22 protein-coding genes are annotated in these 26,211 nt (G+C 74.0%); 14 read left to right on the top strand and 8 right to left on the bottom strand.

Annotation, left to right across the window (positions count from 1 at the left end; genetic code table 11):
- Window positions 1-123: 123 nt before the first annotated feature.
- Entirely contained in the window at window positions 124-1,236 is a 1,113-nt protein-coding gene (locus LG943_RS21640) for an SGNH/GDSL hydrolase family protein (RefSeq protein ID WP_270074169.1), read from the bottom strand.
- Between the two features lie 553 nt (window positions 1,237-1,789).
- Between LG943_RS21640 and LG943_RS21635 the strand changes: the two genes are divergently transcribed.
- Complete coding sequence (locus LG943_RS21635) at window positions 1,790-3,748, top strand: acetoacetate--CoA ligase (RefSeq protein WP_270074168.1); 1,959 nt, start codon at window positions 1,790-1,792, stop codon at window positions 3,746-3,748.
- A gap of 179 nt (window positions 3,749-3,927) precedes the next feature.
- Window positions 3,928-5,163, top strand: a complete 1,236-nt coding sequence (locus LG943_RS21630) for a heparan-alpha-glucosaminide N-acetyltransferase domain-containing protein (RefSeq protein ID WP_270074167.1) — start codon at window positions 3,928-3,930, stop codon at window positions 5,161-5,163.
- 108 nt (window positions 5,164-5,271) lie between these two features.
- On the opposite strand, the gene LG943_RS21625 is transcribed toward LG943_RS21630, so the two are convergent.
- Window positions 5,272-5,955 (bottom strand): TetR/AcrR family transcriptional regulator, encoded by a 684-nt coding sequence (locus LG943_RS21625; RefSeq protein WP_270074174.1) that lies wholly within the window; start codon window positions 5,953-5,955, stop codon window positions 5,272-5,274.
- 206 nt (window positions 5,956-6,161) lie between these two features.
- Here LG943_RS21625 and LG943_RS21620 point away from each other — a divergent pair, with 206 nt between their 5' ends.
- The 8 genes from LG943_RS21620 to LG943_RS21585 all read left to right on the top strand — a co-directional run bounded on the left by LG943_RS21620 (window position 6,162) and on the right by LG943_RS21585 (window position 16,219).
- Window positions 6,162-7,766 (top strand): MFS transporter, encoded by a 1,605-nt coding sequence (locus LG943_RS21620; protein WP_270074166.1) that lies wholly within the window; start codon window positions 6,162-6,164, stop codon window positions 7,764-7,766.
- A gap of 424 nt (window positions 7,767-8,190) precedes the next feature.
- On the top strand, window positions 8,191-9,033 hold the full coding sequence (locus LG943_RS21615; RefSeq protein WP_270074165.1) for an AfsR/SARP family transcriptional regulator: 843 nt from the start codon (window positions 8,191-8,193) through the stop codon (window positions 9,031-9,033).
- Window positions 9,034-9,298: 265 nt separating this feature from the next.
- A complete protein-coding gene (locus LG943_RS21610; protein WP_270074164.1) occupies window positions 9,299-9,655 on the top strand; it encodes a DurN family substrate-assisted peptide maturase in 357 nt (118 codons plus the stop codon).
- 81 nt (window positions 9,656-9,736) lie between these two features.
- The gene (locus LG943_RS21605) at window positions 9,737-9,976 is read left to right on the top strand and encodes a cinnamycin family lantibiotic (RefSeq protein ID WP_270074163.1); all 240 of its coding nucleotides are present in this window, start codon (window positions 9,737-9,739) and stop codon (window positions 9,974-9,976) included.
- Window positions 9,977-10,100: 124 nt separating this feature from the next.
- Complete coding sequence (locus LG943_RS21600; protein WP_270074162.1) at window positions 10,101-13,349, top strand: type 2 lanthipeptide synthetase LanM family protein; 3,249 nt, start codon at window positions 10,101-10,103, stop codon at window positions 13,347-13,349.
- A gap of 2 nt (window positions 13,350-13,351) precedes the next feature.
- Complete coding sequence (locus LG943_RS21595; RefSeq protein ID WP_270074161.1) at window positions 13,352-14,278, top strand: Nif11-like leader peptide family natural product precursor; 927 nt, start codon at window positions 13,352-13,354, stop codon at window positions 14,276-14,278.
- Window positions 14,279-14,453: 175 nt separating this feature from the next.
- Window positions 14,454-15,353, top strand: a complete 900-nt coding sequence (locus tag LG943_RS21590) for an ATP-binding cassette domain-containing protein (protein WP_270074160.1) — start codon at window positions 14,454-14,456, stop codon at window positions 15,351-15,353.
- Entirely contained in the window at window positions 15,350-16,219 is an 870-nt protein-coding gene (locus LG943_RS21585; RefSeq protein WP_270074159.1) for an ABC transporter permease, read from the top strand. Before LG943_RS21590 ends, LG943_RS21585 begins: the two co-directional genes overlap by 4 nt.
- Window positions 16,220-16,269: 50 nt before the next feature.
- Here the strand turns inward: LG943_RS21585 and LG943_RS21580 are convergent, their stop codons facing one another.
- From LG943_RS21580 to LG943_RS21570, 3 genes are all read right to left on the bottom strand, one after another.
- The gene (locus tag LG943_RS21580) at window positions 16,270-17,745 is read right to left on the bottom strand and encodes a PTS ascorbate transporter subunit IIC (protein ID WP_270074158.1); all 1,476 of its coding nucleotides are present in this window, start codon (window positions 17,743-17,745) and stop codon (window positions 16,270-16,272) included.
- An 87-nt stretch (window positions 17,746-17,832) separates the two neighbouring features.
- Window positions 17,833-18,108 carry a PTS sugar transporter subunit IIB gene (locus tag LG943_RS21575; RefSeq protein ID WP_270074157.1) on the bottom strand — a complete coding sequence of 92 codons (276 nt, stop codon included), beginning with the start codon at window positions 18,106-18,108 and terminating at the stop codon, window positions 17,833-17,835.
- Complete coding sequence (locus LG943_RS21570) at window positions 18,105-18,578, bottom strand: PTS sugar transporter subunit IIA (RefSeq protein ID WP_270074156.1); 474 nt, start codon at window positions 18,576-18,578, stop codon at window positions 18,105-18,107. The genes LG943_RS21575 and LG943_RS21570 overlap by 4 nt, the downstream gene beginning before the upstream one ends.
- Window positions 18,579-18,794: 216 nt before the next feature.
- Here LG943_RS21570 and LG943_RS21565 point away from each other — a divergent pair, with 216 nt between their 5' ends.
- On the top strand, window positions 18,795-19,481 hold the full coding sequence (locus LG943_RS21565) for an HAD family hydrolase (protein ID WP_270074155.1): 687 nt from the start codon (window positions 18,795-18,797) through the stop codon (window positions 19,479-19,481).
- Window positions 19,482-19,508: 27 nt separating this feature from the next.
- On the opposite strand, the gene LG943_RS21560 is transcribed toward LG943_RS21565, so the two are convergent.
- From LG943_RS21560 to LG943_RS21550, 3 genes are all read right to left on the bottom strand, one after another.
- A complete protein-coding gene (locus tag LG943_RS21560) occupies window positions 19,509-20,750 on the bottom strand; it encodes an acyltransferase family protein (protein WP_270074154.1) in 1,242 nt (413 codons plus the stop codon).
- Window positions 20,751-21,067: 317 nt separating this feature from the next.
- Window positions 21,068-21,703 carry a TetR/AcrR family transcriptional regulator gene (locus LG943_RS21555; RefSeq protein WP_270074153.1) on the bottom strand — a complete coding sequence of 212 codons (636 nt, stop codon included), beginning with the start codon at window positions 21,701-21,703 and terminating at the stop codon, window positions 21,068-21,070.
- 10 nt (window positions 21,704-21,713) lie between these two features.
- Window positions 21,714-22,430 (bottom strand): hypothetical protein, encoded by a 717-nt coding sequence (locus LG943_RS21550; protein WP_270074152.1) that lies wholly within the window; start codon window positions 22,428-22,430, stop codon window positions 21,714-21,716.
- Between the two features lie 346 nt (window positions 22,431-22,776).
- Between LG943_RS21550 and deoC the strand changes: the two genes are divergently transcribed.
- The 3 genes from deoC to LG943_RS21535 all read left to right on the top strand — a co-directional run bounded on the left by deoC (window position 22,777) and on the right by LG943_RS21535 (window position 26,202).
- On the top strand, window positions 22,777-23,706 hold the full coding sequence (deoC, locus tag LG943_RS21545; RefSeq protein WP_270074173.1) for a deoxyribose-phosphate aldolase: 930 nt from the start codon (window positions 22,777-22,779) through the stop codon (window positions 23,704-23,706).
- Between the two features lie 101 nt (window positions 23,707-23,807).
- Window positions 23,808-25,244 carry an aldehyde dehydrogenase family protein gene (locus tag LG943_RS21540; RefSeq protein WP_270074172.1) on the top strand — a complete coding sequence of 479 codons (1,437 nt, stop codon included), beginning with the start codon at window positions 23,808-23,810 and terminating at the stop codon, window positions 25,242-25,244.
- Between the two features lie 79 nt (window positions 25,245-25,323).
- Window positions 25,324-26,202 carry an aldehyde dehydrogenase family protein gene (locus LG943_RS21535; RefSeq protein WP_270074171.1) on the top strand — a complete coding sequence of 293 codons (879 nt, stop codon included), beginning with the start codon at window positions 25,324-25,326 and terminating at the stop codon, window positions 26,200-26,202.
- Window positions 26,203-26,211: the final 9 nt, after the last annotated feature.

Raw genomic sequence — 26,211 nt, 5'->3', positions numbered from 1 at the left:
GTGGGCGGGCATGAGCGGGGCGAGCAGGTCCCACTCGGCGTCGGTGAGTTCATGGCGTCGGACCATGAATCCCAAGGATTACCGAAGACCAGCCCGCCCCGCAGACCTTTCAAAAAACAGGACCTAGTCGAGTTCGGCGGCCAGCACCTCGGGGTCGGCGCCGTCCAGGGTCTCCAGCGCCGCGTACAGCGGGCGCTCGGGGCCCTCCTCCACCTGGTCCAGCACCCGCTCGGCGAACTCCTGCTGGCCCCGGGCGTTGGGGTGGAACGTGCTGCGGTCGATCTCCAGCCCGTCGGCGAAGTCGGCCAGCAGCACCCCGTTGAGCCAGGGGTCCTCGGCGCCCACCTCGTGGCCCCGCAGCGCCGTGTACATCCGCACGTACTCCACGCTGCCGGTCTGGCCGGCCGCCACGATCTCGGAGTCGAGCGCGGCGACGTCCTCGGCGATCTGCTCGTTGAACCGCTGGGTGATCGTGTTCAGCCACTCCTGGTCGTGCGGGGCCAGCGTGTAGTACATGCTGTCGGGGTCGCCGGGGAACAGCCGGGGGTAGCCCACCACCAGGATCCGGGCGTCGGGCGCGCGCTCGCGGATCTCCAGCACGATCTCCTCCAGGGTGGGGCCGAACGTGCGCATCCGCTGCTCGATCTCGTCCTCCTGGTCGGTGCACGCCTGGGTCTCCACCAGCGGCACCCGCGCCATGCAGGCGCGCAGGATCTTGGTGAACCCGACGTCGTTGCCGCCGATCCCGAGGGTGACCAGCGAGGTGTGCGCGCCCACCCGGTCGATCTGCGAGGTGGGCTCGCCCAGCGTGTCGAGCATGGCCCAGCCGCGCTGGCTGCTGCACGCGTAGAACCCCAGCCGCTCCTCCAGGTCGTGTGCCGCGGCGACGCGCCGGGGGTAGGCGTTGTCGGAGCGGTAGCAGCCGCCCGCCGCGGCGGTGCCCTCGGCGTAGTCGCCGGCGCCGTCGCCGGAGGAGTAGGAGTCGCCCAGCGCCACGTAGTTGCCCCACGTGGCGGCCTCCACGGGGTCCAGGCGGCGCCGCCAGCCCGACCCGTCGGCGTAGTCGCGGCGCGGGTCGTCGGCCGTGGGCGGGCACGCCGACTGGGTGATGTCGCACCAGGCGGTCACCACGCCGTGCCGGGCGGCGGGGACCAGCAGGACGGCGACGCAGACCAGCACCAGCGCGGCCGCCGCCGCGGCGACCAGGCGGCGCCGGCTCAGCTCCGGTACGCGCACGGCTCGGGCTCGCCTCCTTCGGCTCACGCGGTAGCGGGCGGCCCGTGCGGGGGAGACGGGCCTATGCCGCAGGCTACCCGCGCGCGCGGGCGCACCAGGGGCGCGCACCGCCGGAGGGGCGGGCGGTGGGGGGCGTCGGGGGCGTCGGGGGCGTCGGGGCGCGCCTCCCGCGCGGCGGCCGCCGCCGCGACGCGGTGGCCATCCCTGCGCCGGCCCGCCGCCGCGGCGCCGTTGGCGCGGCGGCGAGCCGATGCGGCACCGGCTCCGCCGGTGAGGAGGCGCGCCCGGCCCGTCCAACGGCTCAGCGCCGCGAGGGCGCGAGCCGCGTGCCAGGGGGACCCCGCAACTCTCACACGCCCCGCCCGGCGGCGGCAGAGGGCGAGGCCACAAAGAACGGCCGCCGTTTCTTGGCGGAACCCCACCGCCCCGGCGCCCGAGCGCGCAAGGGCGACCACCCGCCCGCGCCCTGACCTGTCGTGGTGGATGATGGGCGTCACACCGCAGCACCCGTGCCGCCCCCGCCGGCGCGCAGCACCAAGGAGGACTGCCGAAGATGCGGACACCGCCGCCTGTGCTCTGGACACCCGACAGCGAGCGGCGCGAACGCGCCAACATCACCGACTTCACCCGGTGGGTACGCGAGCACCGCGGAGTCGAGGCCCCCGACTACGACGCGCTGTGGCGGTGGTCGGTCACCGATCTGGAGGGCTTCTGGTCGGCGGTCTGGGAGTACTGCGGCGTCCAGGCCGACACCCCCTACGAGCGGGTGCTCGCCTCCGCCGACATGCCCGGCGCCCAGTGGTTCCCCGGAGCGCGGCTCAACTACGCCCGGCACGTCTTCCGCGACCGCGACGACGACGCCGTGGCCATCCGGCACGCCTCGGAGCTGCGCGTGCTGGGGGAGTGGACCTGGGGGGAGCTGAAGGCGCGCACCGCCGCCATCGCCCAGGGGCTGCGCCAGTTGGGCGTGGGGCCGGGCGACCGGGTGGTGGCCTACCTGCCCAACATCGCCGAGGCCGCGGCAGCGTTCTACGCCTGCGCCGCCATCGGCGCCGTGTGGTCCTCCTGCTCCCCCGACTTCGGGGTGCGCAGCGTCGTGGACCGCTTCGCCCAGATCGAGCCCGCCGTGCTGCTGGCCGTCGACGGCTACCGCTACGGCGGCAAGGACTTCGACCGCACCGGGGTGCTCGCCGAACTGCGCGCCGCCCTGCCCACTCTGCGCCACACCGTGGTGCTCGACTACCTGGGCACCGGCCCGGTGGAGGGCGCGCTGGACTGGGCGGAGCTGGAGGCCGCGGGCGCCGGCGCCGAACTGGAGTTCACCCCCCTGCCGTTCGACCACCCGCTGTGGGTGCTGTACTCCTCGGGCACCACCGGCCTGCCCAAGGCGATCGTGCACAGCCACGGCGGCATCGTGGTCGAGCAGCTCAAGAACCTCACCCTGCACCTGGACGCCCAGCCCGACGACCGGGTCTTCTGGTTCACCACCACCGGCTGGATGATGTGGAACTTCCTCGTCAGCGTGCTGCTGACCCGGGCCTCCATCGTCCTCTACGACGGCAGCCCCGGCCACCCCGACCTCGGCGCCCTGTGGGACCTGGCCGAGCGCGCCCGCATCACCGTCTTCGGCACCAGCGCCGGCTACCTGGCCTCCTGCATGAAGGCCGGCGTCCACCCCGCCGAGGGCCGCGACCTGTCGCACCTGCACGCGGTGGGCTCCACCGGCTCACCGCTCAGCCCCGAGGGGTTCGCCTGGTGCTACCGCGAGCTGGGCGACCGGCTGTGGCTGTTCTCCACCAGCGGCGGCACCGACATTTGCAGTTGCCTGGTGGGCGGCGTGCCCACCCTGCCGGTCTACGAGGGCGAGATCCAGGCGCGTTCCCTGGGCATGGCCGTGGCCGCCTGGGACCCCGACGGCAAGGAGCTGGTCGGCGAGGTGGGCGAGCTGGTGGTCACCCGGCCGGCGCCCTCCATGCCGATCTACTTCTGGAACGACCCCGGCGGGGAGCGGCTGCGCGACAGCTACTTCGCCATGTACCCGGGGGTGTGGCGGCACGGCGACTGGATCGAGATCACCGAGCGCGGCACCGCGGTGATCTACGGCCGCTCCGACTCCACCATCAACCGCGGCGGCGTGCGCATGGGCACCAGTGAGATCTACCGCGCGGTGCTGGCGCTGGAGGAGGTGGTGGACGCGCTGGTGGTGGACGTCCCTCAGCCCGACGGCGGGTCGCGCATCGAGCTGTTCGTGGTGGTGCGCGAGGGCGCCGCCCTCGACGACGACCTCACCGCCCGGCTGGCCCGGCGCGTCCGCGAGGACTGCTCGCCGCGGCACGTGCCCGACGCGGTGCGCGCCATCGCCGAGGTTCCGCGCACGCTGTCGGGCAAGGTGCTGGAGGTCCCGGTCAAGCGCATCCTCATGGGGGAGCGCCCAGAGCGGGTCGCCAGCCGCGACTCCCTGGCCAACCCCGCCGCGCTGGACTACTTCACCCGGCTGGCCGCCGAGCGGTGAGCCCGCCGGCCGGGCCGGTCCGGGCGCGGGTGGCGGCGCCCGGACCCGCCCGGCGGTGCGGCGGGGGAGGCGGGACAGGCGGGGGAGCGGCGGCGGGGAGGGCGGTGGAAACGGCGTCGGGGAGGGCGGGGAGCGGCGGGAGGGGACAAACACTCCCGAACCCGCCTAGTCTGGGCGGCGTGTCGCAGCACTCACCCCAGACGCGGGCCGCCACCGCGCCACGCTCCCCCGCGGAGCGCATCGCCGGCATCGACGTCGCCCGCGCCCTCGCGGTGTTCGGCATGTTCTCCGTCCACCTCGGGGTCGGGGCCATCGGCGTCTTCGGCTCCGACGCGGTCGGCTCCGCCCTCACCGACTCCGTCCACGAACTGACCCGGGGCCGCTCCTCGGCCCTGTTCGCGTTCCTGGCCGGGGTCTCCCTGGCCCTGATGACCGGGCGCGCCCACCCCGTGGCAGGGGCCGAACTGCGGCGCAGGTGCCTGCGGATCCTCATGCGCGCGCTCGTGCTGGGTGTGCTCGGGGTGCTGCTGGACTTCGCCGGGGCGCCCATCGCGATCATCCTCACCTACTACGCCGGGTTCTTCCTGCTGGCGATCCCGCTGCTCCTGCTGCGGCTGCGCGCCCCGGCGCTGGCCGCGACCGCGGCGGCGATTGCCGTGGCCGGCCCGGTGGCCTCCTTCGCGATCCGCGGCGCCATGGGCGATACCGGGTCGCGCGTGTCCTCCATCGGCGGACCGCTCGACTTCCTGCTCACCGGCTACTATCCGGCCTTCACCTTCATGGCGTTCGTGGTGGCCGGAATGGCGGTCGGCCGGCTCGACCTCGCCTCCGCCCGGACCCGGCTGGGCATGGTGGCCACCGGCGCGGGCCTGGCCCTGCTGGGCTACGGCGGCTCCTGGCTGCTGCTGCACCCCCTGGGCGGGCTGGCCCACCTGGAGCGGGCGTGGCTGGGCAGCCCCGACGAGCTGATGTACCAGGGCATCGGCGACAAGATCGGCGACCTGCACGGGCAGGTCCCCACGGACACCGCCTGGTACCTCGCCGTGGCCACGCCGCACAGCGGCACCGGCTTCGAGATCGCGGGCGCGGTGGGCACCGCGCTCATCGTGCTGGCCGCCTGCATGGCGGCGGCCGACGTCGCCGGGCGGCTGCTCTACCCCCTCGCGGCGGCGGGTTCGATGCCCCTGACCATCTACACCGGCCACGTCCTGGTGATCGGCGCCCTGGGCTACTCCGCCTGGGACGCCCAGCCGTTCCGGCTCGAGGCGTTCGTGATCGGCGCGCTGGTGTTCGCCACGGTGTGGCGCCTGACGCTGGGCCGCGGCCCCCTGGAACGCCTGGTCGGCCACCTCGCCGACACCGCCGCCGAGATCGTCCCCCCGGAAAGCCCCGACCGCGCCGCGCCGCGTCCGTAGCGGAGGCCGGCGGCCGATGGCCTGCGGTCCGTGGGCCGTGGGCCGTGGCCGGTGGACTGCGGCCATCGGGTCGCGGTGATCGGTGTGCGGAAAAACCGGTGGCTCCGCCTACCCCCCGACTGGGAGGATCTGTCCGTCCGCGTCCGGTGTGCTGGTGTGGGCGGGGGTGTTGGCGGTGTCCCAGTCGGCCGTGAGGGCGGTGGGCAGCAGGGCCAGGCACTCGTCGACGGCCTCCAGCAGGTTGTCCTGGCCGGCGGCGCGGCACGAGCGGCCGAAGGCCACTTGGAGGGCCGAGGTGAACGCCGCCGTCAGGAGTTCGGGGCGGGGGTCGAGGCGGGGGTCCACGCCCGCGCGGCGGGCGATGAGGAGGGCGAGGCGGTTCTGGTGTGAGCACACCCGCTCCTGGCGCGCGCCGTGCAGGCGGGAGGAGTCGTTGCTGATGCGCAGCACCTGGAGTTGGGCCGCGACGTCGGCGGGCTCCAGTTCCGACCACGCGTCGGCGAAGGCGTTGACCATCGCCGTGAAGGGGTGCTCCTCGGCGGGCCGGGCGGCCAGCTTGAGGCGGAACCCCTCCTCGATCTGGTCGTGGACCGACAGCACGATCTCCTCCTTGCTCGCGAAGTAGCGGAAGAGCGTGCGCTGGGAGACGTCGGCCTCGGCCGCGATCTCCTCGGTGGTGACCGCGTCGAACCCGCGCTCGGCGAACAGCCGCAGCGCGGCGGCGACGAGGGCCTGGCGGGTGCGGGCCTTCTTGCGCTCGCGGAGCCCGGTCTGCTCGCGGTCGTGGGTCATCTCACGCACGCCCTCCCCGGGAGCGGACGCTCGAAATGTCGTCGCGTGCCGTTACGTTCACCGCATTCACCTCATCGTCAGTGCGTGTCTGTCCGGATGATACCCGCGGGCGCGAAAAACAGTCAGCGATTGCCAAGTGTCAGTTGCTGCCATAATCTTGTCCGGTCCCCGCCGCCCGCGGGGACCACGGCCCACAGGGGGAGACCATGACCGACACCGCCGCCAGACCCATCCACCAACCGGGGCAGCCGCCGGCGCCGCCCGCGCCGCGCGGGTTCCGCGGCGGCCCCTGGGGCACGCTGGTGGCCATCGCCTTCGGCGTGGTCATGGTGGCCCTCGACGGCACGATCGTCGCCGTGGCCAACCCCGACATCGCCCGCGACCTCAGCGCCTCGCTGGCCGAACTCCAGTGGGTCACCCACGGCTACCTGCTCGGCCTGGCGGTCTTCCTCATCACCTCGGGCAAGCTCGGCGACCGCTTCGGCTACCGCCGCATGTACCTGATCGGCGTCGTCGGGTTCACCCTCACCTCGATCGGCATCGCGCTCTCGGGGGCGGTGCCCGTGCTGGTGGGCTTCCGGATCCTCCAGGGCATCTTCGGCGCCACCATCGCGCCCGCCGCCATGGGCCTGCTGCGCTCCAACTTCCCGCCGCACATGCTGGGCCGCGCCTTCGGCGTGTTCGGCAGCATCCTGGGCGGCGCCATGGCGGCCGGCCCCATCGTCGGCGGCATCCTGGTGTCCTCCTTCGGCTGGGAGGCCGCGTTCCTCATCAACGTGCCCCTGGGCATCGTGACGGTCGCGGCGGCGCTGTGGCTCATCGGCCCCAACCGCGCCACCGACCCCTCCTCCCGCCTGGACGTCCTCGGCATCCTGCTGCTGAGCGTGGCCATCTTCGCCCTGGTCTGGGCGCTGGTCGAGGCCCCGGTGGTGGGCTGGACCCACCCCGAGACCCTGGCCGTGCTGGCGGTGTCGCTGGCCTTCGGCGCCGGGTTCGTCTTGTGGCAGGCGCGCGCCGCCGACCCGCTGATGCCGCTGGCCATCTTCCGGCTGCCGGCGCTGTCCATCGGCGTGGTGCTGATGGTCCTGGTGGCGCTCGGCCTCATGGGGTCGCTGTTCTTCGTGACCTTCTACCTCCAGGGCGTGCGCGACCTCAGCCCCATGCAGACCGGCCTGCAACTGCTCCCGCTCACCCTGATGATGGGCGTGCTCGGCACCCCGGCCGGGCGGCTGATGGACCGCTTCGGCACCCGCGTGCCCACCGTCGCCGGGCTGCTCATCGCCGCGGCCGGCCTGTTCCTGCTGTCGCGGCTGAGCTTCGACACCGGCGTCGTGGCCACCTCGGCGGGGTTCCTGCTGCTGGGCGTCGGGCTGACCCTGGTCATGACCGGAGCCACCGCCGCCATGATCACCGCGGCGCCGGTGTCGCTGGCCGGTGTCGCGTCGGGCCTCCAGCAGACCGCCATGCAGTTGGGCGGCTCGCTGGGCACGGCCGTGCTGGGCGCGGTGCTGTCGCTGGTGATCGTCTCCACCCTGCCGGGCCACTTCGCCGACGCCGGGCTGGGGGAGCTGTCGGCCGCCGAGGCTCAGGAGATGCAGAGCGCGGTGTCCCAGGGCGGCGAGGTCGTGGGGTCGGCCCAGGGCGCCACGGCCGAGGCCATCACCCACGCCAGCAACCTGGCGTTCCTGGACGGCATGCACCTGTCCTTCGGGATCGCCGCCGCCGTCATGGTGGCCGCGGCCGTCCTGGCGATGTTCATGAAGCCGCAGCGGAACGACTCCGGGACCGACGCTCCGGTCGTGCACATCTGATCCGCTGATCCCGCCGTTCCACCGCGACGGCCCGGAGCGCCCGGCGCTCCGGGCCGTCGCGTGTGCGGGGGCGGCCCGGCGGGGGCGGCCCCGTCCCGCGCTCCGCATCCCGGATGCCGATTTCCCCAGTTCCATCTCCCCGGATTTCCGGTCATATATCCTTATTGGAATTCATATCCCTGTGTTCCAGTCATGCGCTTCCGCCGCCCCACTCCTATTGCGCGACGCGCGCGGCTCCCTTCCGTCGGCATCTGTGGATAACGCCGCCGCCGGTGCCGGTGAAACGGATAAAATTCCGCCGTGATCGTTACTGCACGCATTAATGGCATTTCCGAAATCCGGTTATGGTCCACAGCGTGTCGGGCTGGGCGCGGCGGGGGCCACCTCCCGTGCCGGGAAGCGGGGAACGCTTATGGCTCAAGGGGTGGCTTTCTCTGTCCTGGGGCCGCTCCGGGTGGCCGTGCACGGCAACCCGGTCCGGCTCTCCGCGGGCAAGCAGCGGGCGCTGCTGGCGGCCCTTCTGCTCAGCGCCAACGAACCCGTCGCCCAGGACCAGCTCGTGCGCTGGGTATGGGACCGCACCCCGCCGCTCAGCCCCCGGGCCGCGCTCCACACGTGCCTGACCCGGCTGCGCCACACCCTCGACCACCACACCCCGGGACTGTCGGCGGTGGTGCGCACCTGCTCGGCCGGCTACCTGGTCGAGGCCGGCCCTGACCAGCTCGACCTCCTGCGCTTCCGGCGGCTGGCCGCCCACGCCCGGCAGGCCGCCGCGCGCGGCGACCACGACTCCGAGTCCGCGGCCCTGCGCCAGGCCCTGGCGCTGTGGAGCGTGCCCGTCCTGCCCGAGATCCGCTCCGAGGCGCTGCGGCGCGACCTCGTCGCGCGCGTCACCGAGGAGTGGCTGCCGGTGCGCGAGCGCGCCCACGAACTCGCCCTGGCCCGCGGCCGCCACGACCCCCTGATCGCCGAACTCCGCGACCTCGTGCGGCAGTTCCCCTTCCACGAGGGCTTCTGGCGCCAGTTGGTCCTGGCCCTCTACCGCGCCGGCCGGCGGGTCGAGGCGCTTGAGACCTACGCCGAACTCAGCGCGCGCCTGCGCGAGGAGACCGGCATGGACCCCTGCCCCGAGTCGCGCGACCTCCACCTCGCCGTGCTGCGCGGCGATCCCGGCCTCGCCACCGCGGCCGGCGCCCCGGCCACGGTCCCCGCCGCCCGAACCGGGCAGACCGGGGCACTGCCGGAGAAAAGCGGAATCGAGCAGTGAACCAATCGGGAGAATGGTGCTTTTCCGGGAATGCGGGTGGCCCTGCGATGCGGCAAATGAAAGAAGTAAGTAAGACGAATGAAAGGGTCCGGTGGCGGCCTTTCGTCTATGCTCCTATATGGCTGGAGCGGATCCGCGGAAAAACCAGTCGGCCGCCATGTCCGGGACCTCGTGGCGGGTCGCTCGAAACCGCACATCGCCTCCGCCGGATCTCCGCGGCCACGCTCGCACAGCCTCCCACGGGCCACTCCAGGAAGGTTCGCCGATGAGCGCAAAAGAACCGACCATTTACGAAGGCGTCGACACCATCCGCCGCATCCAGCAGTTGGTGGTCCTGTGCTCCCTGCTGCCGCCCGACGGCAAACTCCGCGAACTCCTCCAGACCGCCCTCGCCGTGCACGAGGAGCCCCTGCTGGCCCACGTCAAACCCGTCCCCGACCTCCACCCCCACGCCGTCAAGGGGTGGCTGGAGTCCTTCTGGCTCCGCGACGACATCACGCCCCAGGAGAGGCAGGTGGTCGACTGGCAGAGCGACAGCGACAACATGGGCGCCGCCATGCGGGAACTCGCCAACGTCGAGCAGCAGACCGGCATGCGTCTCACCGCCGAGAAGTCCGAGTGAACCACCGGGGCCCGCCGGGGCCGCCCGGTCCATCACCACCTCACGCAATCGGCACATCGCCACACCACCGAAGGAGAACACATGTCCACCACCACGCTGATGCACCAGGCCGCCGTTGACGCCGAGTTCCGCGCCGCGGTCCTCGCCGACCCCGCCGCCTTCGGCCTCACCGCCGACGCGCTTCCCACCGCGGTCGAGCAGGCCGACCAGGCGGCCGTCGACTCCTGGACCGACGGCATCGTCAGCAGCGAGATCTTCGCGTGCAGCACCAGTTGCAGTTGGGGCCCCTTCACCGTCGTGTGTGACGGCTCCACCAAGTAGCAGTCCCTGAGAGCGGCCGGGCGGGGCGGGTCCCCGCCCGGACCCGTGGCGGGCCGGCGCCGCCGGCCCGCCCGGCCACCGGCGGCCCCGCGCCGCCCCTTCGACGGCAGGAGCCGACTGGACCATGGGAAACCCCTACCCCGCCGACATCGCGGCCCGTGCGTGCAACCTCGCGGAGCGCATCCGGATCGTCGACGCGCTGGGCGACCCCCGTCCGGGCGCGGCCGCCGAACTCGACCCCTTCGACACCTGGAAGATCGAGCGCACCTCGGCCAAGCTCGCCGACCGGCTGCGGCGCCAGCCCCAACCCGGCTCCGCCGCCGCGCCCGCCGGCCTCGACCAGGCCGACTACACCCGCATCCTCACCGCCTACCGCCTGCACGAACTCCACCTGCCCCACGCCGACGACTCCGTCCGGCGGGTCTTCACCGACCTCCACGCCGACTGGCTGCCCACCTACCAGGCCGCCCTGGACACCTACGACCACGCCCCCGCCGCCGACCCCGACGCCCCCTGGCGCGCACCCGACACCTACTACGGCCGCCTGGCCACCGCCTGCGAACCCTTCCTCCTCGAACTCGGCCGCCGCCTGGAGTCCGCCCGCGACCGCAACCCCGCGGCCCGCTCCGGGCTCGTCGACCGCCGCGTCGTGGCCGACCTCCAGAACCACCTGCTCGACCGCTTCGACCTCCACCTCGCCTGGGCGGTCGAGGCCGAGGGCAACGTCCACTGTGCGCGGACCGGCCTCGACAAGGCCGCCGCCACCGAGGCCGACTACCTCGCCTTCCTCGACACCGCCTTCGCCGACGGCGCCGCCTACCACTCCTTCTACCTCCGCTACCCCGTGCTGGGCCGGTGGCTGGCCCACGTCACCCGCCTGCTCGCCGACTACGGCGCCCACCTCATCGACCGCCTCTGCGCCGACGCCGCCGACCTCTCCGCCGCGTTCTTCGAGAGCCCGATCACCCGGTTCCGCGCCCTCACCCTGGGGCACTCCGACCCCCACGCCGGCGCGCAGCAGGTGGCGTTCGTCCAGGTCGACCTCGACAACGGCCGCACCGGCAGCCTGGTCTACAAGCCCCGCAGCATCGCCGCCGAGGCCGCCGTCCAGGACCTGCTCACCCGCATCCGCGAATCCGGCGCCGTCGACTTCGCCACCCGCGCCGTCCTCGACCGCGGCGCCTACGGCTACGAGGCCGCCATCCCCGCCGGACGCAACCGCGTGGGCGCCACCGCCGACGTCGACCGCGTCTACCGCCAGCTCGGCGGCTACCTCGCCCTGTTCTACGTGCTGGGCGGCGGCGACCTCCACTTCGAGAACATCCTCGTCGCCGACGGCAACGCCTACGTCTGCGACTGCGAGACCGTGCTCGGCGCCCGCCCCGAGGGCCAGATCGAGGGCTCGGGCACCCTGTTGGACTCCGTCTTCAACACCGGCCTGCTCGAATGGCCCCGGCCCGCCGTGGGCGCCGACGGCGCCGCCGCCATGAACATCAGCGGCTACGCCGGCGGCACCGCCTACGAGATGCCCATCGCCGTCCCGCGCGTCAGCGGCCCCCGCATGACCTTCGCCGCCTCGGTCACCCACGAAGAAGGCGTCCGCGTCGCCCCCACCCCGGCCAACCGCGTCTTCCTGGGCGACCACCTGGTCGACCCCGGCGACCACGCCGACGCCATCACCACCGGGTTCAGCCGGGTCTACGACTGGTTCCGCCAGTGGCCCGACCGCACCGCCCAGCACGTCGCCGACGCCTTCTCCGGCGCCACCCTGCGGTTCATCAACCGGGCCACCCAGGTCTACGCCCAGGCCCTGCTGTCCGCCCGCCACCCCAAGGCGCTGGCCGACCCCCTCGAGGTCGACCTCCTCGCCCGGGTGGTGCGCGCCGCGCCCCGGGTGTGGGACACCCACGGCGTCCTGGCCGAATGCGAACTCCAGTCCCTGTGGCGCATGGACATCCCGCTGTTCACCGTGGGCGCCCACGACCGCCGCCTGGTCCACGACCACACCACCGCCGTGGCGTCCTACCTCGCGCAGTCGCCGGTGCAGGGCGCGGCCGAACGCATCCGCCGGCTCTCGCCCGAGAACCGCACCCAGCAGCGGCACTACATCGCCGCCGGGCTCTCCGCCGGCGAGATCTCCAGCCCCTCCTTCGTCACCGCCGCGCGCGGCCAGGCCGAACGCATCGGCCTGCGGCTCTGCGACCAGTTGCGCGACCCCGGCGCCCCCGCGCCCTGGACCTCCTACCGGCTCGACAACGGCACCCCCGTCGAAGCCGACATCGAGGCCGACCTCTACCTCGGCTCCGCGGGCATCGCGCTGTTCCTGGCCTACCTCGACCACCTCACCCCCGACCCCCGGGTCCGCGCCGCGGCCGAACGCGCGCTGCACCACGCCCTCGCCCACGCCGACGACCACCGGCGCATCGGCGCCTTCACCGGCACCGGCGGACTGGTCTACCTGCTCACCCACCTGCACCACCTCTGGGGCGACCCCGCGCTGCTCGACCGCGCGGTGCGGCTCACCGCCGGCCTGGGCGACCGCATCGAGGCCGACCCCCACCTCGACATCCTCGGCGGCGCCGCCGGGCTCATCCCGGTCCTGCTGGGGCTGGCCGCCGCGGCCGACGGCGCCGGCCTCACCGAGGCCGTGCGCTGCGCCGACCACCTGCTGCGCCGCGCCCGCGACAACGGCGACACCCTGAGCTGGCCCCAGCAGGGCGCCGACCCCACCCAGCTCGACCTCACCGGGTTCACCCACGGCGCCGCCGGCATGGGCTGGGCGCTCATCCAGTTGGGGGTGCGCATCGACCGCCCCGACTACATCGCCGCCGGCCGCCGGGCGTTCGCCTACGAGTCCTACCACTTCGACCCCACCGCCCAGGACTGGTACGACCTGCGCACCTTCGGCGGGGGAGTCGTCCGCGAGAACCGCCACTACGCCAACGCCTGGTGCAACGGCGCCGCCGGGATCGGGCTCAGCCGCATCAGCGCCTGGGACCTCCTCGGCCGCGACGACGACCTCCTGCTGCGCGAGGCCGGGATCGCCCTGGCCGCCACCGTGCGCAACTTCCCGCGCCTGATGAACGACACCCTCTGCCACGGCCGGTCCGGCAACGCCGAACTCCTGCTGCGCTACGGCCGCCTGCACGACGACCCCGCCTTCCAGTTGGAGGCCAACGTGCAGGTGCAGAACCAGTGGCGCACCTTCGACGAGGCCCGCCACGGCATCACCGGCGACAGCACCGACTTCTTCCCCGGGCTCATGCTCGGCATCTCCGGTATGGGCATGCACTTCCTGCGGCTGGCCGCCCCCGACCGCGTGCCCTCGGTGCTGCTCCTCGACCCGCCCGCCACCGACTCCGCGAAGGGGTAACGATGTCCATCGAGTCCTGCACGCAGTTCCTGCGCACGGTCTACTCCTCGCGGGAGCTGACCGCCCAACTCCGCGCCATGACCGCCGCCCGCGAGATGGTCGCGCTGGGCCGCCGGCACGGCTTCGACTTCCAGCTCACCGACCTCGCCGCGGCCTCCTCGGCGTTCGTGCCGCCCGAGGGCGAGGCCCCCGGCCCGCCGCCCGCCCCCGAGCCGGCCGCCGCCGACCCCGGCCGCACGTCCTTCTACCACCACGAGTACTCACTCACCGACCTCCCCGGGTTCGAGCCCGTGCTCAGCGAGATCCCGCGACTGGCCATCAAGCCGCCCACCGTCGACCTCGACGCCTTCGCCCGGCGCCACCGCTCCGACGACCTCCGCACCACCGACCTCGCCCCCGGGAGCCCCGAGTACCGCGCCTGGGAGGCCGGCGTCCAGCGCGCCGCCGAGGCCGAGGGCCGCCCCGGCCCTCCCGACAGCAACGAGCGCGAGTTCCACGTCATCAACCTGGACGAGCACGTGGACCACCCCGGCTACCTCGACTACCTCGCGGCCAAGGGGCGCACCATCGCCGCCCTCGAAGACCTCTTCGGCTGCGAGATCCGCTTCTCCGGCAGCATGTGGTACCCGCCCAACAGCTACCGGCTCTGGCACACCAACGAGAGCCAGCCCGGCTGGCGCATGTACATCATCGAGGTCGACCCGCCGTTCGCCTCCGCCGAGACCTCGTTCTTCCGGTACATGCACCCCGACACCGGCGAACTCGTCACCCTGACCGAGCGGCCCAAGATCGTGCGGTTCTTCAAGGTCGAGCAGGACCCCGACCGCCTCTTCTGGCACTGCATCGTCAACCCCACCGCCTCCGACCGCTGGAGTTTCGGGTTCGTCGTGCCCGACGGTTGGCAGCGGCGCCTCGGCCTGGACGGCTGACCCGCGCGCCGCTCCACCCCCGCCAGCGGCCAGCACCGCGGAAAGGACCCCGTTGTTCCCACTCCGGCTCCGCCCCGGGGCGCGGCCCGGCCCCGGGGCGTCCGGCCCCGATCCGGCCGCCGCCCCGGCCAGCCGCGCCGTCGGCGGGCCCACGTCCACGGGTGTGGTCGCGGCGGTGCGCGGCCTCGACCTCACCGTGGCCCAGGGCGAGATGTTCGGCTTCCTCGGCCCCAACGGCTGCGGCAAGACCACCACCATCGCCATGCTGTGCACGCTGGTGCCGCCCACCGCCGGCCGGGCCGAGGTCTGCGGCCACGACACCCGCACCGCGCCCGGCGCCGTGCGCCGCGGCATCGGCCTGGTGTTCCAGGAGTCCACCCTCGACCCCGAACTCACCGTCGAGGAGAACCTCCGCTTCCACGGCGACCTCTACGGCCTGCCCCGCGCCGGCCTGCCGCACCGCGTCGGGGAGGTCCTCGACCTCGTGGAGCTCTCCGGCCACCGCGCCCACCTCGTGCGCACCCTGTCCGGCGGCATGCGCCGCCGCCTGGAGATCGCCCGGGGCATCCTGCACCGGCCGCGCGTGCTGTTCCTGGACGAACCCGCCATCGGGCTCGACCCCCACGCCCGCGCGCGCGTCTGGGCGCACCTGCGCGACATCAGCCGGCACGAGGGCACCACCCTGTTCCTCACCACCCACTACCTGGACGAAGCCGACCACTGCGACCGCGTCGCCATCGTCGACTCCGGCCGGATCGTGACCCAGGGCGCCCCCGCCGAGCTGAAGGCGGTCCTGGGCGCCGACCGGGTCGAGCTGCGCACCGCCGACAACCCCGCCGCGGCCCGCGTCCTGCGCGACCGCTTCGGGCTGGCCGCCTCGGCGGCGGGCGACACCCTGACCCTGCGCGCCCGGAACGCCGCCGGCCTGGTGCCGCGCCTGTGCGCCGACCTCGGCGTGGCCGTCCACGCGGTCAGCGTCGCCCGCCCCACGCTGGACGACGTCTTCATGCACCACACCGGCCACCCCGCCACCGCCGCCGGCGGGGCCGCACCCGCGCCGGGCGGCGCGCCGTGACCCCCGCCGCGCCGGCCGCCCCCGCCGCGCCCACGGCCGGCGCCGCGCTGGAGTTGCGGGCCGGCGCCATGGTGTGGCGCCGCGAGATGCTGCACTACCTCCGCGACCCCGCCCGCGCCGCCGTGTCGCTGTTCCAGCCGATGCTGTTCCTGTTCATCCTGGGGGTGGGCCTGGCCCGCCTACTCGCGGAGTCCGGCGCCGACGGCTCGGCGGGCGACGCCTACCTGCGGTTCCTCTTCCCCGGGGTGCTGGTCATGGCCGCGCAGGCGCCGGCGGTCTCGGCGGGAGCCTCGATCGTCTGGGACCGCGAGAGCGGCTTCTTGCGCGAGATGCTGGTGGCGCCGGTGCGCCGCTCCACCCTGGTGCTGGCCAAGTGCCTGGGCGGCGCCACCGTGGCCACCTGCAACGCGGTGGTGGTGCTGGCCTGCGCGGGGCTGGTGGGGATCCCCTACCACCCGGGCCTGCTGGCCGCGCTGCTGGCCCAACTGGGCCTGACAGCCCTGGCCATGACCGCGCTGGGAGCGGCGGTGGCGGTGTCCATCCGCCGGATACAGACCTTCCACACCGTGCTGGGGGTGCTGATGACCCCGCTGCTGTTCCTGTCGGGGATGATGTTCCCGCTCAGCGCCATGCCCGGGTGGATGGCGGCGGTGGCCCTGGCCAACCCGCTGACCTACGCCGTCGATGCCCAGCGCCGCACCATCGCCGCCGTGGGCGGCGCCGACCCCGCCGAGTCCGCCGCCTTTCTGTCCACGGTGGAGTGGGGCGGCTGGCAGCCGCCGGTGGCCCTCGAACTCCTGCTGGTCGCCGCGTGCACCGCCGCCGCCCTGGCCTGGACCTCCCGCCGCTTCGCCCGCCCGCGGTGATCCGGCGCGCCGCGCGGCGGCTCGTCCCGGGCGGGACGGTGCGCCGGCGGCTACTTCTCCTCGCGCTCGGCGCGCTCGGCCAGCGCCGCCTCGTGCCGGGCGCCGGGGTCCCAACCGCGCTCCACCACCCGTTTCTGCACCATGATCGCCGCCGCCAGCAGCACGCCCGCCACCACCAGGGCGATCACCACGCCGATGCCGTCGCCGGCGCGGAACCCGTACCCGATCGCCATCCCGAACCACCCGAAGTCGGCGTCGCCGAAGGTGGTGTTGGCGCTGCCGAAGTCGCCCAGCACCCCCAGCAGCAGCGCGGGCAGCAGGGTGATCAGCACGCCGTTGACGAACGCCCCCGCCACCGCGCCCCGGCGCCCGCCGGTGGCGTTGCCGTAGACCCCGGCGGCGCCGCCGGTGAAGAAGTGGGGGACCAGGCCGGGCAGGATCAGCGCCAGCCCGAACACCGGGTTGATCGCCAGCGCCATCACCGCCAGGGTCGCCAGCCCGCCCACGAAGCTGGAGATGAACCCGATCAGCACGGCGTTCTGCGCGAAGGGGAACACGATGGGGGCGTCCAGCGCGGGCACCGCCCCGGGCACGATCCGTTCGGCGATCCCCTGGAACGCCGGTACCAGTTCGCCCAGGATGGTCCGCACGCCGTAGAGGATCACCGCCACGCCGATCCCGAACTGGAGGCCCTGCATCACCGACTGCATGAGGAAGTGGCCGATGGTGGGGTCGAGCCCCTGGGCCGGCTCGAACATCTCCAGCGCCGCCGCGGTGCCCTGGCGCGCCCAGTACACCAGCGCCACGACCAGGTAGATCAGCACCATCGACAGCGCCGTGGCCACCATGGAGTCGCGCAGGAAGCGCAGCCCCTCGGGCAGCTTCATCTCCTCGGTGCTGCGGCTGGTGCGCCCCACCAGTTGCCCGGTGGCGCCGGCCGCCACATAGCCCAGCGTGCCGAAGTGGCCGATGGCGATCTTGCCGTCGCCGCCCACCCGCCGGGTCCAGGGCTGGGCCAGCGCCGGCAGCGACACCATGACCACGGCCAGCAGCACCGCGCCCAGCGCCACCGTCACCACGGTGGGCAGGTCGGTGGTGGCCAGCACCATGGTCAGCAGGGTGGCCATGAACAGCGTGTGGTGGCCGGTGAGGAACACGTAGTGCAGCGGGGTGAACCGCGCCAGCACCAGGCTGAGCGCGAACCCGGCGATCATGATCCAGGCCACCTGGGCGCCGAACCTGTCCTGGGCGATGGCGACGATCGCCTCGTTGGTGGGCACCACGCCCTGGGCGCCGGCGGCGCCCTGGATCATCACGCCCAGCGGGTCGAGCGCGGCCACCACCAGGTCGGCGCCGGCGCCGATCAGCAGGAAGCCCAGCACGGCCTTGATCCCGCCGCCCACCACCTGCCCGACCGAGCGGCGCAGCGCGATCAGGCCGACCGCGGTGATCAGGCCCACCATGTAGGCGGGGATGCTCAGGATCTCGTTGACGACGAACTGCGCTACCGCGACGAGCCACTGCATGGGACCGCTCCTGCACTAACCGTGGGACCGACAACGACCAGGGCGGGGGAGGCGGCGCCGGGGGAAGGGCCGGGCCCCGGCGCGGGGTCAGCCGTTGACCGCCGCGGCGAGCTTGTCGCGCACCTCGGTGCCGTCCACGAAGTTGTCGATGACCACGACCGGCACGCTGAGGTCGCCCAGTTCGGCGGCCAGCTCGCCCGAGGTCAGCACGATGTCGGCCGTGGCGGCGGCGCCGCGCGCCGTGCCGATGTCGGCGACCTCCACGTCGGCGTCCAGCCCCAGCTCCTGGGCGGCGCGCTCGGCGTTGCTCTTGAGCAGGACGCTGGTACCGATACCCATTCCGCAAACCGCGAGGATCTTCATTCGTCGGCGCTCGATTCGTACTCGGAGATGGTGGTGTGGATCTCTTCGGCGCTGGTGGAGCGGGAGAGCCGGTCGAGCCGGGCGGGGTCGGCCAGCAGCCGCGCGAGCCGCGACAGCGCCGAGGAGTGGCCGTCGTGGTCCACCGCGGCGAGCCCGACCACCAGGCGCACGGGGTCGTTGGTGCTGTGGCCGAACTCCACGGGCTCTTGCAGGCCCGCCCACGACAGGCCGGTGCGCAGCACCGCCGGCGAGGGGCGGGCGTGGGCCAGGGCCAGGCCGGGGGCGATCACGATGTAGGGGCCGTACTCGTCGACGGCGCTCTGCATCTGCTCGATGTAGTCGGCGGTGGTGGCGCCCGTGGCGACCAGCAGTTCACCGGCGGCCCTGATGGCCGAGCGCCAGCCGTCGACCTGGATGCCGGTGACGATCGCGTCGACCGGCAGGAGTTGCGACAGGGACGGTTCGCGCATGCATGTCCTCCCGATGGTGCACCCGGCTCGCGGAGTTCGCGCACGTGGCTGGAGCCGCGTTATCACGCTAGGGCGTGATCGCACGAATGTAACGTAAGGTCCGGTCTGGTGTCGTGCCCGGTAGGGTCGCACGCGCCGCCCGGTGCGCGCCAGGGCGGTGGCGGCTTTGCCGGCGCCGCCACCGGGGAGAACGCCGACGACACACGGGGAGGCGCGGTGCCGCAGAACCTGATCTTCGACGCCGACGACACGCTGTGGGAGTGCACGGTGCTGTTCGAGCGCGCGGTCGAGACCTTCGTCGACTACGTGGACCACCCCACGCTGTCGCGGGCCGAAGTCCGGGCGGCGCTGACCGAGGTCGAACGCGAGAACACCGCCGCCCACGGCTACGGCGCCCGCGTCTTCGAGCGCAGCCTGGGCGACTGCCTGGCGCGGCTGCGCCCCGACCGGCCGGTGGGCCCCGCCGACCGCGCGTTCCTGCACCGGCTGTGCGCGGCACTGGTGGAGGGCGAGCTGGTGCTGCTGGAGGGCGCGCTGGAGACCCTGCACACGCTCCGCCGGCGGCACCGGCTGTACCTGCTGACCAAGGGCGACCCCGAGCACCAGCGGGCCAAGATCGCCGCCTCGGGCATGGCGCCGCTGTTCAAGGGCGTGGGCATCGTGCGCGAGAAGGACCCGGCCGCCTACGAGGCGTTCGGCCGCGACCACGGCCTCGACCCCGGCGCGACCTGGATGATCGGCAACTCGGTGCGCTCGGACATCCTGCCCGCGCTGGCGGCCGGCATGGGCGCGGTGCTGGTGCCCCACCCCGCCACCTGGGTCCTGGAGCACGCGGAACCGCCCGCCGGGCACGCCCGCTTCCGCGAGGTGGACCCGATCGGGCGGCTGGTCGAGATCTTCTAGTCCTTTGGTGCCGGAGCCCCGAGGGGGTCAGAAGACCCGCTTGGCCCCGGGGACGGCGCGCAGCAGCGCGGCGGCGCCCCAGCACAGCGGCAGGGACAGCGCCCCCACCACCGCGAACTTGGCGATCGCCGGCGCGTCCCACCAGGCGAACGCGTAGCCGAGGCCCACCAGCACCACCGCGTGCAGGAAGTAGACGGCGTAGGCGTTGGCGGAGAGGAACCGGCCGAGGGCGCGCTGGCTGTTGAAGCGGTGCTGGAACAGGCACAGCAGGACGATGATGACCGACACGGCGAACACGCCCTCGGCCGTGGTGTAGAGCAGCGACGACCAGTGCAGCGGGGCGGCCGCGGTGCCGCCGATGACGGCCCCGACCCCCACGCCGACGGCACCGGCGAGGGCGACCGGCAGGGCGGCCCACCCCGCGGCGGCGGGGATGCGGTCGAACCAGCCGCGCCGGTAGGCCAGGGCGCCGACCGCGAACAGCAGCACGTACTGCGGCATGTAGGCGGGCGTGGCCACGCCGATGATCGGCCAGTAGGAGCCGACGGGCACCAGCACGCGCCACAGGGCGGTCAGCACGATGAGCGCGGCGGTGAACCCGGCCACCGCGAGCGGGCCGGGCATGCGGCCGGCGGTCCGCGCGGTGGCGGCGGCGGGAGCGGCGCGGCGGTCGCCCACGCGCCGCAGGAGCGCGTAGACCAGGCAGAACACCAGCAGGGTCTCCACGAACCACAGCGGTCCGGGGTCCCAGGACACCAGGTAGAAGAGCCAGTAGGGCAGTTGGTCGGCGTAGTCCTGGAACACCCCCAGGGTGGCGACGGGCCGCAGGAGCAGCAGGAACGCCAGCAGCGGGATGCCCAGGCGCACCAGCCGGCCGCGCAGGAAGCCGCGCCCGCCCTTGCGGTCGTGGGAGCCGGGGACGAAGAACCCGGACACCAGGAAGAAGAACCCCATGAAGAACGCCTGGTTGAGCACTGCCAGGAGGTCGAGCAGGCCGCCGGTGGGGTCCTGGGCGGACTCGACGTAGTACCACACCGGGATGTTGCCGTAGGTGACCGCCACGTGGTGCAGCACCACCAGCACGGTCAGCGCCACGCGCAGGTTGTCGAGGTAGTGCAGCCGGGGGCGGGGGGCCGCGCCTGCGGCGTCCGCCGGGGCGGCGGGGGAGGCGGCGGAGGGCGAGGCGGAGGGCGGGGGAGCGTGGGGGGCCGAGCCGGCCGGGGGCGACTCCAGGGACATCAGGGACTCCGAGCGCGAAGGAGGAACCATACGGTTGGCCGGATTTTTGGCCACGTGGTCAGTTTTCAGGACGTGCGGACAGAACGCAATCCCGGTGGACCCTGAGATGCCACGGAGAAGCCCCCTGGAGGAACCCCGGGGAAGACCCGGAGCGGCGGGTGAATCCGCCGTTCAGCGCCCTAGAGGGCCCCCGGCGGGACCCGGGGGCGGCCGGAAGCGGACGCGTGTCACACGCCCCGCACGCCCCGCTGGGCGGGCGAACGGGCGGGCGCCGCTCGCGGGTGAGAGGGCCGGTTCGCGGTCCACGGGGCGGGCGGCCGCGCCGGTGCGGGACCGGCCGGGACCGGCTACGCCTGCGGCGGGTCGGCGCGGGTGGCGCGGTCCATGGCCTCGGCGAGTTCCTCGGCGTGCCGCTCCAGGTCGTGGTCGGGGTAGGCGGCCCAGTAGCCGAACATGCCGTCGATGGCGGCCTGGAGGTTCACCGCCATCATCCGGGGGTCGAACGCGCGGAACAGCCCTTCCCGCTGGCCGTCGCGGAAGAGGGCCTCGATGCCCTGGTAGATGGGCTCGGAGCCGGCCGCCCCGTACTTGGACCTGCCCTCGGGGGTGAGCGAGCCCGTGAAGATCGCGCCCAGGGCCAGCAGTTGCTCGCGGTGGCCGCGCATGTACTCGGCCACCGTGCGGATGTGGGTCCGCAGGCCGGCGCGGGCGTCGGGCTCGGCCATGATGCGCGGCCCCACGTACTCGGCGATCGCGGTGTAGACCTGGATGACCACCTGCTCCATCAGCTCGTCCTTGCTGGAGAAGTGGTAGGAGATCACGCCCTTGCTGATCCCGGCCCGCTGGGCGATGCGCGCCAGCGAGGAGTTGGCGAAGCCGGCCTCGGCGATGGTCTGGATGGCGGCCTCGATGATCTGCGCGCGGCGCGCCTCCTCGATGAAGGAGCGCTTCTTCCGACCGCCCTGACTGCTTTCTGGCCGCATGGACGAGAAATTACCAGCCGCCGCCGGAGCCCCCGCGAGCACCGGGCGGCCGGGTGATGTGCGCGGCCGTGCGCTCGCGGTGCGCCAGGGCGTCGCTGGTGGTGGGCGCCTGGGCGCGCATCAGCCGCCGGGCGTCGTCGGCGGCCGCCCGCGCGGTCTCGGGGGAGGCGGCGCGGCGGTGGTCGGCGGGCTCCTCGGCGGGCAGCCCCAGCCCCTCGGGCAGGCCGACGCGCCCCACGATGCGCAACTGGGCGCCCTCCTGCGACACCGAGGGCCGGATGTCCCCGCGCGGCGACTTCCACCCGCGCAGCCGGTGCTGGAGCCACTCGATGCCTTCATACCCCTCGCCGCGCGGCCACGGTGCGCCGTCGTAGCGGTTGGCCAGCGCGTGCAGCAGGTCGTTGACCGTCCACCCGGCCGAGAAGAACCGGGCGGCCTCGTCGCGCAGGTCGGCGAAGTCCACCCCGCGCAGCGACGGGTCGCTGCGGCGCAGGGTCTCGCACGCCCGGTGGACGTCGCTGCGGGTGTGCACGGGGACGTTCATCGGGTCGGGTCCGGCCGAGCGCGCGAGCAGCGCGTCGTCCACGGTGACGACGACGTCGCCGCCGCCCCGGTTCTCCCAGATGCCGACCTGGTCGCGCGGCCAGCCCTGGGACTCCACCAGGTCGGCGGCCAGCCGCTTCAGGTCCAGGACGCCGTCCTCGGAGGTGATCCGGAACTCCGCCATTGCCCCTCCTGTCGTGCTGCCCGCCCTCGCGGGAGCGCGCGTGCCGTGAGCCGGGCGGTCCCTCCCGCCTCCGGCTCCCCATGATGCCCGATGCCCCCGCCCGGCCGCCCTCGCCCCGCGCCCGCGCCGCCGGCCCGCGCGCCCGCGCCACCCCCTTTCACCAGCGGCGACGCCCCTCACGCCCGGGGCTGCGCGCGGCGGGCCGCAGGCGGTGATTTGTCCGATCGTGGCACTATGGTGGCGGTGATCACCGGTGCCGCGGCCTCCGCGCGCGCCGCCAGCGACAGCCGTGAGGTGCCACGTGACCGATACCGCTCCACCGCCCGGCGCGGCGGCCCCGAGCCCGCTGCCGCCGGACGCCGCCGTGTCCAACGCCGCGCTGCGGGCGCTGCTGCACGGCCTGCCCGGTGTCGACGAGGTCGGTGTCCAGGCGCGCGCGGCCGACCTCGCCACCCGCAGCGTCAAGACCACCGCCAAGGCGCGGGCCATCGACCTCGCCATCAGCATGGTCGACCTCACCACCCTTGAGGGCGCCGACACCCCCGGCAAGGTCCGCGCGCTGTGCGCCAAGGCCGTGCGCCCCGACCCCGCCGACCGCGCCGTCCCCTCGGTCGCCGCCGTCTGCGTCTACCCCGACCTCGCCCGTACCGCCGCCGACGCCCTGGCGGGCAGCGGCGTGGCGGTGGCGTCGGTGGCCACCGCGTTCCCCTCGGGCCGGGCGCCGCTGGAGGCCAAGCTGGCCGACACCCGCCGCGCCGTGGCCGACGGCGCCGCCGAGATCGACATGGTCATCGACCGGGGGGCGTTCCTGGCCGGCGACTACCGCGCCGTCTACGACCAGATCCTGGCGGTCAAGGAGGCGTGCGGGCCGGCCCACCTCAAGGTCATCCTCGAAACCGGCGAACTCGCCACCTACGACAACGTCCGCCGCGCCTCGTGGCTGGCCATCCACGCCGGCGCCGACTTCATCAAGACCTCCACCGGCAAGGTCGCGCCCGCCGCCACCCTGCCCGTCACGCTGATCATGCTGGAGGCCGTGCGCGACCACCACGCCGCCACCGGCCGCCGGGTCGGCGTCAAGCCCGCCGGCGGCATCCGCACCACCAAGGACGCGCTGCGCAACCTGGTCCTGGTCAACGAGGTCGCCGGCCCCGGCTGGCTCGACCCCGCCCACTTCCGCCTTGGCGCCTCCAGCCTGCTCAACGACCTGCTGATGCAGCGCACCCGGCTGTCCACCGGCAGCTACCCCGGCCCCGACTACTACACCCTGGACTGAAAGGCCGACCCGTGGCAGAACAGCCCGACCGGGCCGATCCCGCCGCCGGCACCGAGCGCGCCGCCCGCCCCGGCGGCCCGCACGGCACCGGCCCCGCACCCCTGGGCCTGGAGTACGCCCCCGCGCCGGAGTCGCGCGCGGTGGTGTCGCTGCGCCCCTCCTACGAGCTGTTCATCGACGGCGAGTTCACCCCCGCCGCCGGCGGCGGGGAGCTGACCACCCTCAACCCCGCCGACGAGGAGCCCCTGGCCCGGGTGGCGGTGGCCGGCGCCGCCGACATCGACCGCGCCGTGGCCGCCGCCCGCCGCGCCTACGAGGGCGTGTGGGGCCGCATGCCCGGAGCCGAACGCGGGCAGTACCTGTTCCGGATCGCCCGGATCATCCAGGAGCGCTCGCGCGAACTGGCCGTGCTGGAGACCCTCGACAACGGCAAGCCCATCAAGGAGACCCGCGACGTCGACCTCCCCCTGGTCGCCGCGCACTTCTTCTACCACGCCGGATGGGCCGACAAGCTCGCCCACGCCGGCCTGGGGCCGGCGCCGCGCCCGCTGGGGGTCGCCGCCCAGGTCATCCCGTGGAACTTCCCGCTGCTCATGCTGGCCTGGAAGATCGCGCCCGCGCTGGCCACCGGCAACACCGTGGTCCTCAAGCCCGCCGAGACCACCCCGCTGACCGCGCTGGCCTTCGCCGAGATCTGCCAGGAGGCCGACCTCCCGCCCGGGGTCGTCAACATCGTCACCGGCGCGGGCGACACCGGCCGCGCGCTGGTGGCCCACCCCGGCACCGACAAGGTCGCCTTCACCGGCTCCACCGAGGTCGGCCGCGAGATCGCCCGCGCGGTCGCCGGCACCCCCAAGCGCCTCACCCTCGAACTCGGCGGCAAGGGCGCCAACATCGTCTACGACGACGCCGCGCTGGACCAGGCCGTCGAGGGCGTCGTCTCCGGCATCTTCTTCAACCAGGGCCACGTCTGCTGCGCGGGCTCCCGGCTGCTGGTCCAGGAGTCGGTCGCCGACGACCTGCTGCCGCGCCTGCGCGCCCGCATCGAGCGGCTGCGCCTGGGCGACCCGCTCGACAAGAACACCGACATCGGCGCGATCAACTCCGCCGCCCAACTCGACCGCGTCCGCGAACTCGCCCGCGCCGGCGCCGACGAGGGCGCCGAGTCCTGGTCGCCCGCCTGCCCCCTGCCCGAACGCGGCTACTGGTTCCCGCCCACCGTCCTCACCGGTGTAACCCAGGCCCACCGGGTGGCCCGCGAGGAGATCTTCGGCCCGGTGCTGTCGGTGCTGACCTTCCGCACCCCCGAGGAGGCCGTGGCCAAGGCCAACAACACCCCCTACGGCCTGTCGGCCGGCATCTGGACCGAGAAGGGCTCGCGCATGCTGTGGACCGCCGAGCGGCTGCGCGCCGGGGTGGTGTGGTCCAACACGTTCAACAAGTTCGACCCGGCCAGTCCGTTCGGCGGGTACAAGGAATCCGGCTACGGCCGCGAGGGCGGCCGCCACGGACTGGAGGGCTACCTTGTCCACGCCTGAGCGGCCCGCCGCCGACACCCCCGACGCCCAGCCCCACCTGGCGGCCGCGCCCGAGCCCGGCGGCCCCGCGCCCGACCGCCTGCCCGCCGGCGCCGGCCCCGCCCGCCTGGCCGTCCGCAAGACCTACAAGCTCTACGTCGGCGGGGCCTTCCCCCGCTCGGAGTCAGGCAGGTGCTACCCCGTGACCGGTGCCCACGGCGGCCACCTCGCCAACGCCGCGCTCGCCTCACGCAAGGACGCCCGCGACGCGGTGGTGGCCGCGCGCGCGGCGTTCGCCGGCTGGGCGGGCCGCACCGCCTACAACCGCGGCCAAATCCTCTACCGCGTCGCCGAGATGATGGAGGGCCGCCGCGCCCAGTACGCCGCCGAGATCGCCGAGGCCGACGGCATCGCCGCCGACCACGCCGACCGGCTGGTCTGCGCCGCCGTGGACCGCTGGGTGCACTACGCCGGCTGGCCCGACAAGATCGCCCAGGTCGTGGGCGGGGCCAACCCGGTCTCGGGCCCCTACTTCAACCTCTCCACGCCCGAGCCCACCGGCGTGGTCGCCGTCCTGGCGCCCCAGCGCGCCCCGCTGCTGGGGCTGGTGTCGGTCATCGCGCCGGTCATCGCCACCGGCAACACCTGCGTGGTGGTGGCGGCCGAGCGCGCGCCGCTGCCCGCGCTCACCCTGGCCGAGGCGCTGGCGGTCTCCGACCTGCCCGGCGGGGTCGTCAACATCCTCACCGGCCGCACCGCCGAGATCGCGCCGCACCTGGCCGCCCACGCCGACGTCAACGGCCTCGACCTCACTGGCGCCGCGCCCGAGGAGGCCGCCGAACTGGAGCGGGCCGCCGCCGGCACCCTCAAGCGGGTGCTGCGCCCCCGCCCCGACGAGGACTGGACCGCCGACCCCGGCCTGGCGCGCATGACCGCGTTCCTGGAGACCAAGACCGTCTGGCATCCCGTCGGCAGGTGACCCCCACCG

Origin of the sequence: Streptomonospora mangrovi (assembly GCF_027604915.1) — a bacterium.
GTDB classification, from domain to species: Bacteria; Actinomycetota; Actinomycetes; order Streptosporangiales; family Streptosporangiaceae; genus Streptomonospora; species Streptomonospora mangrovi.
The sequence above is the reverse complement of the archived record's forward strand: the minus strand, read 5'-3'. Positions and strand labels throughout refer to the sequence as shown.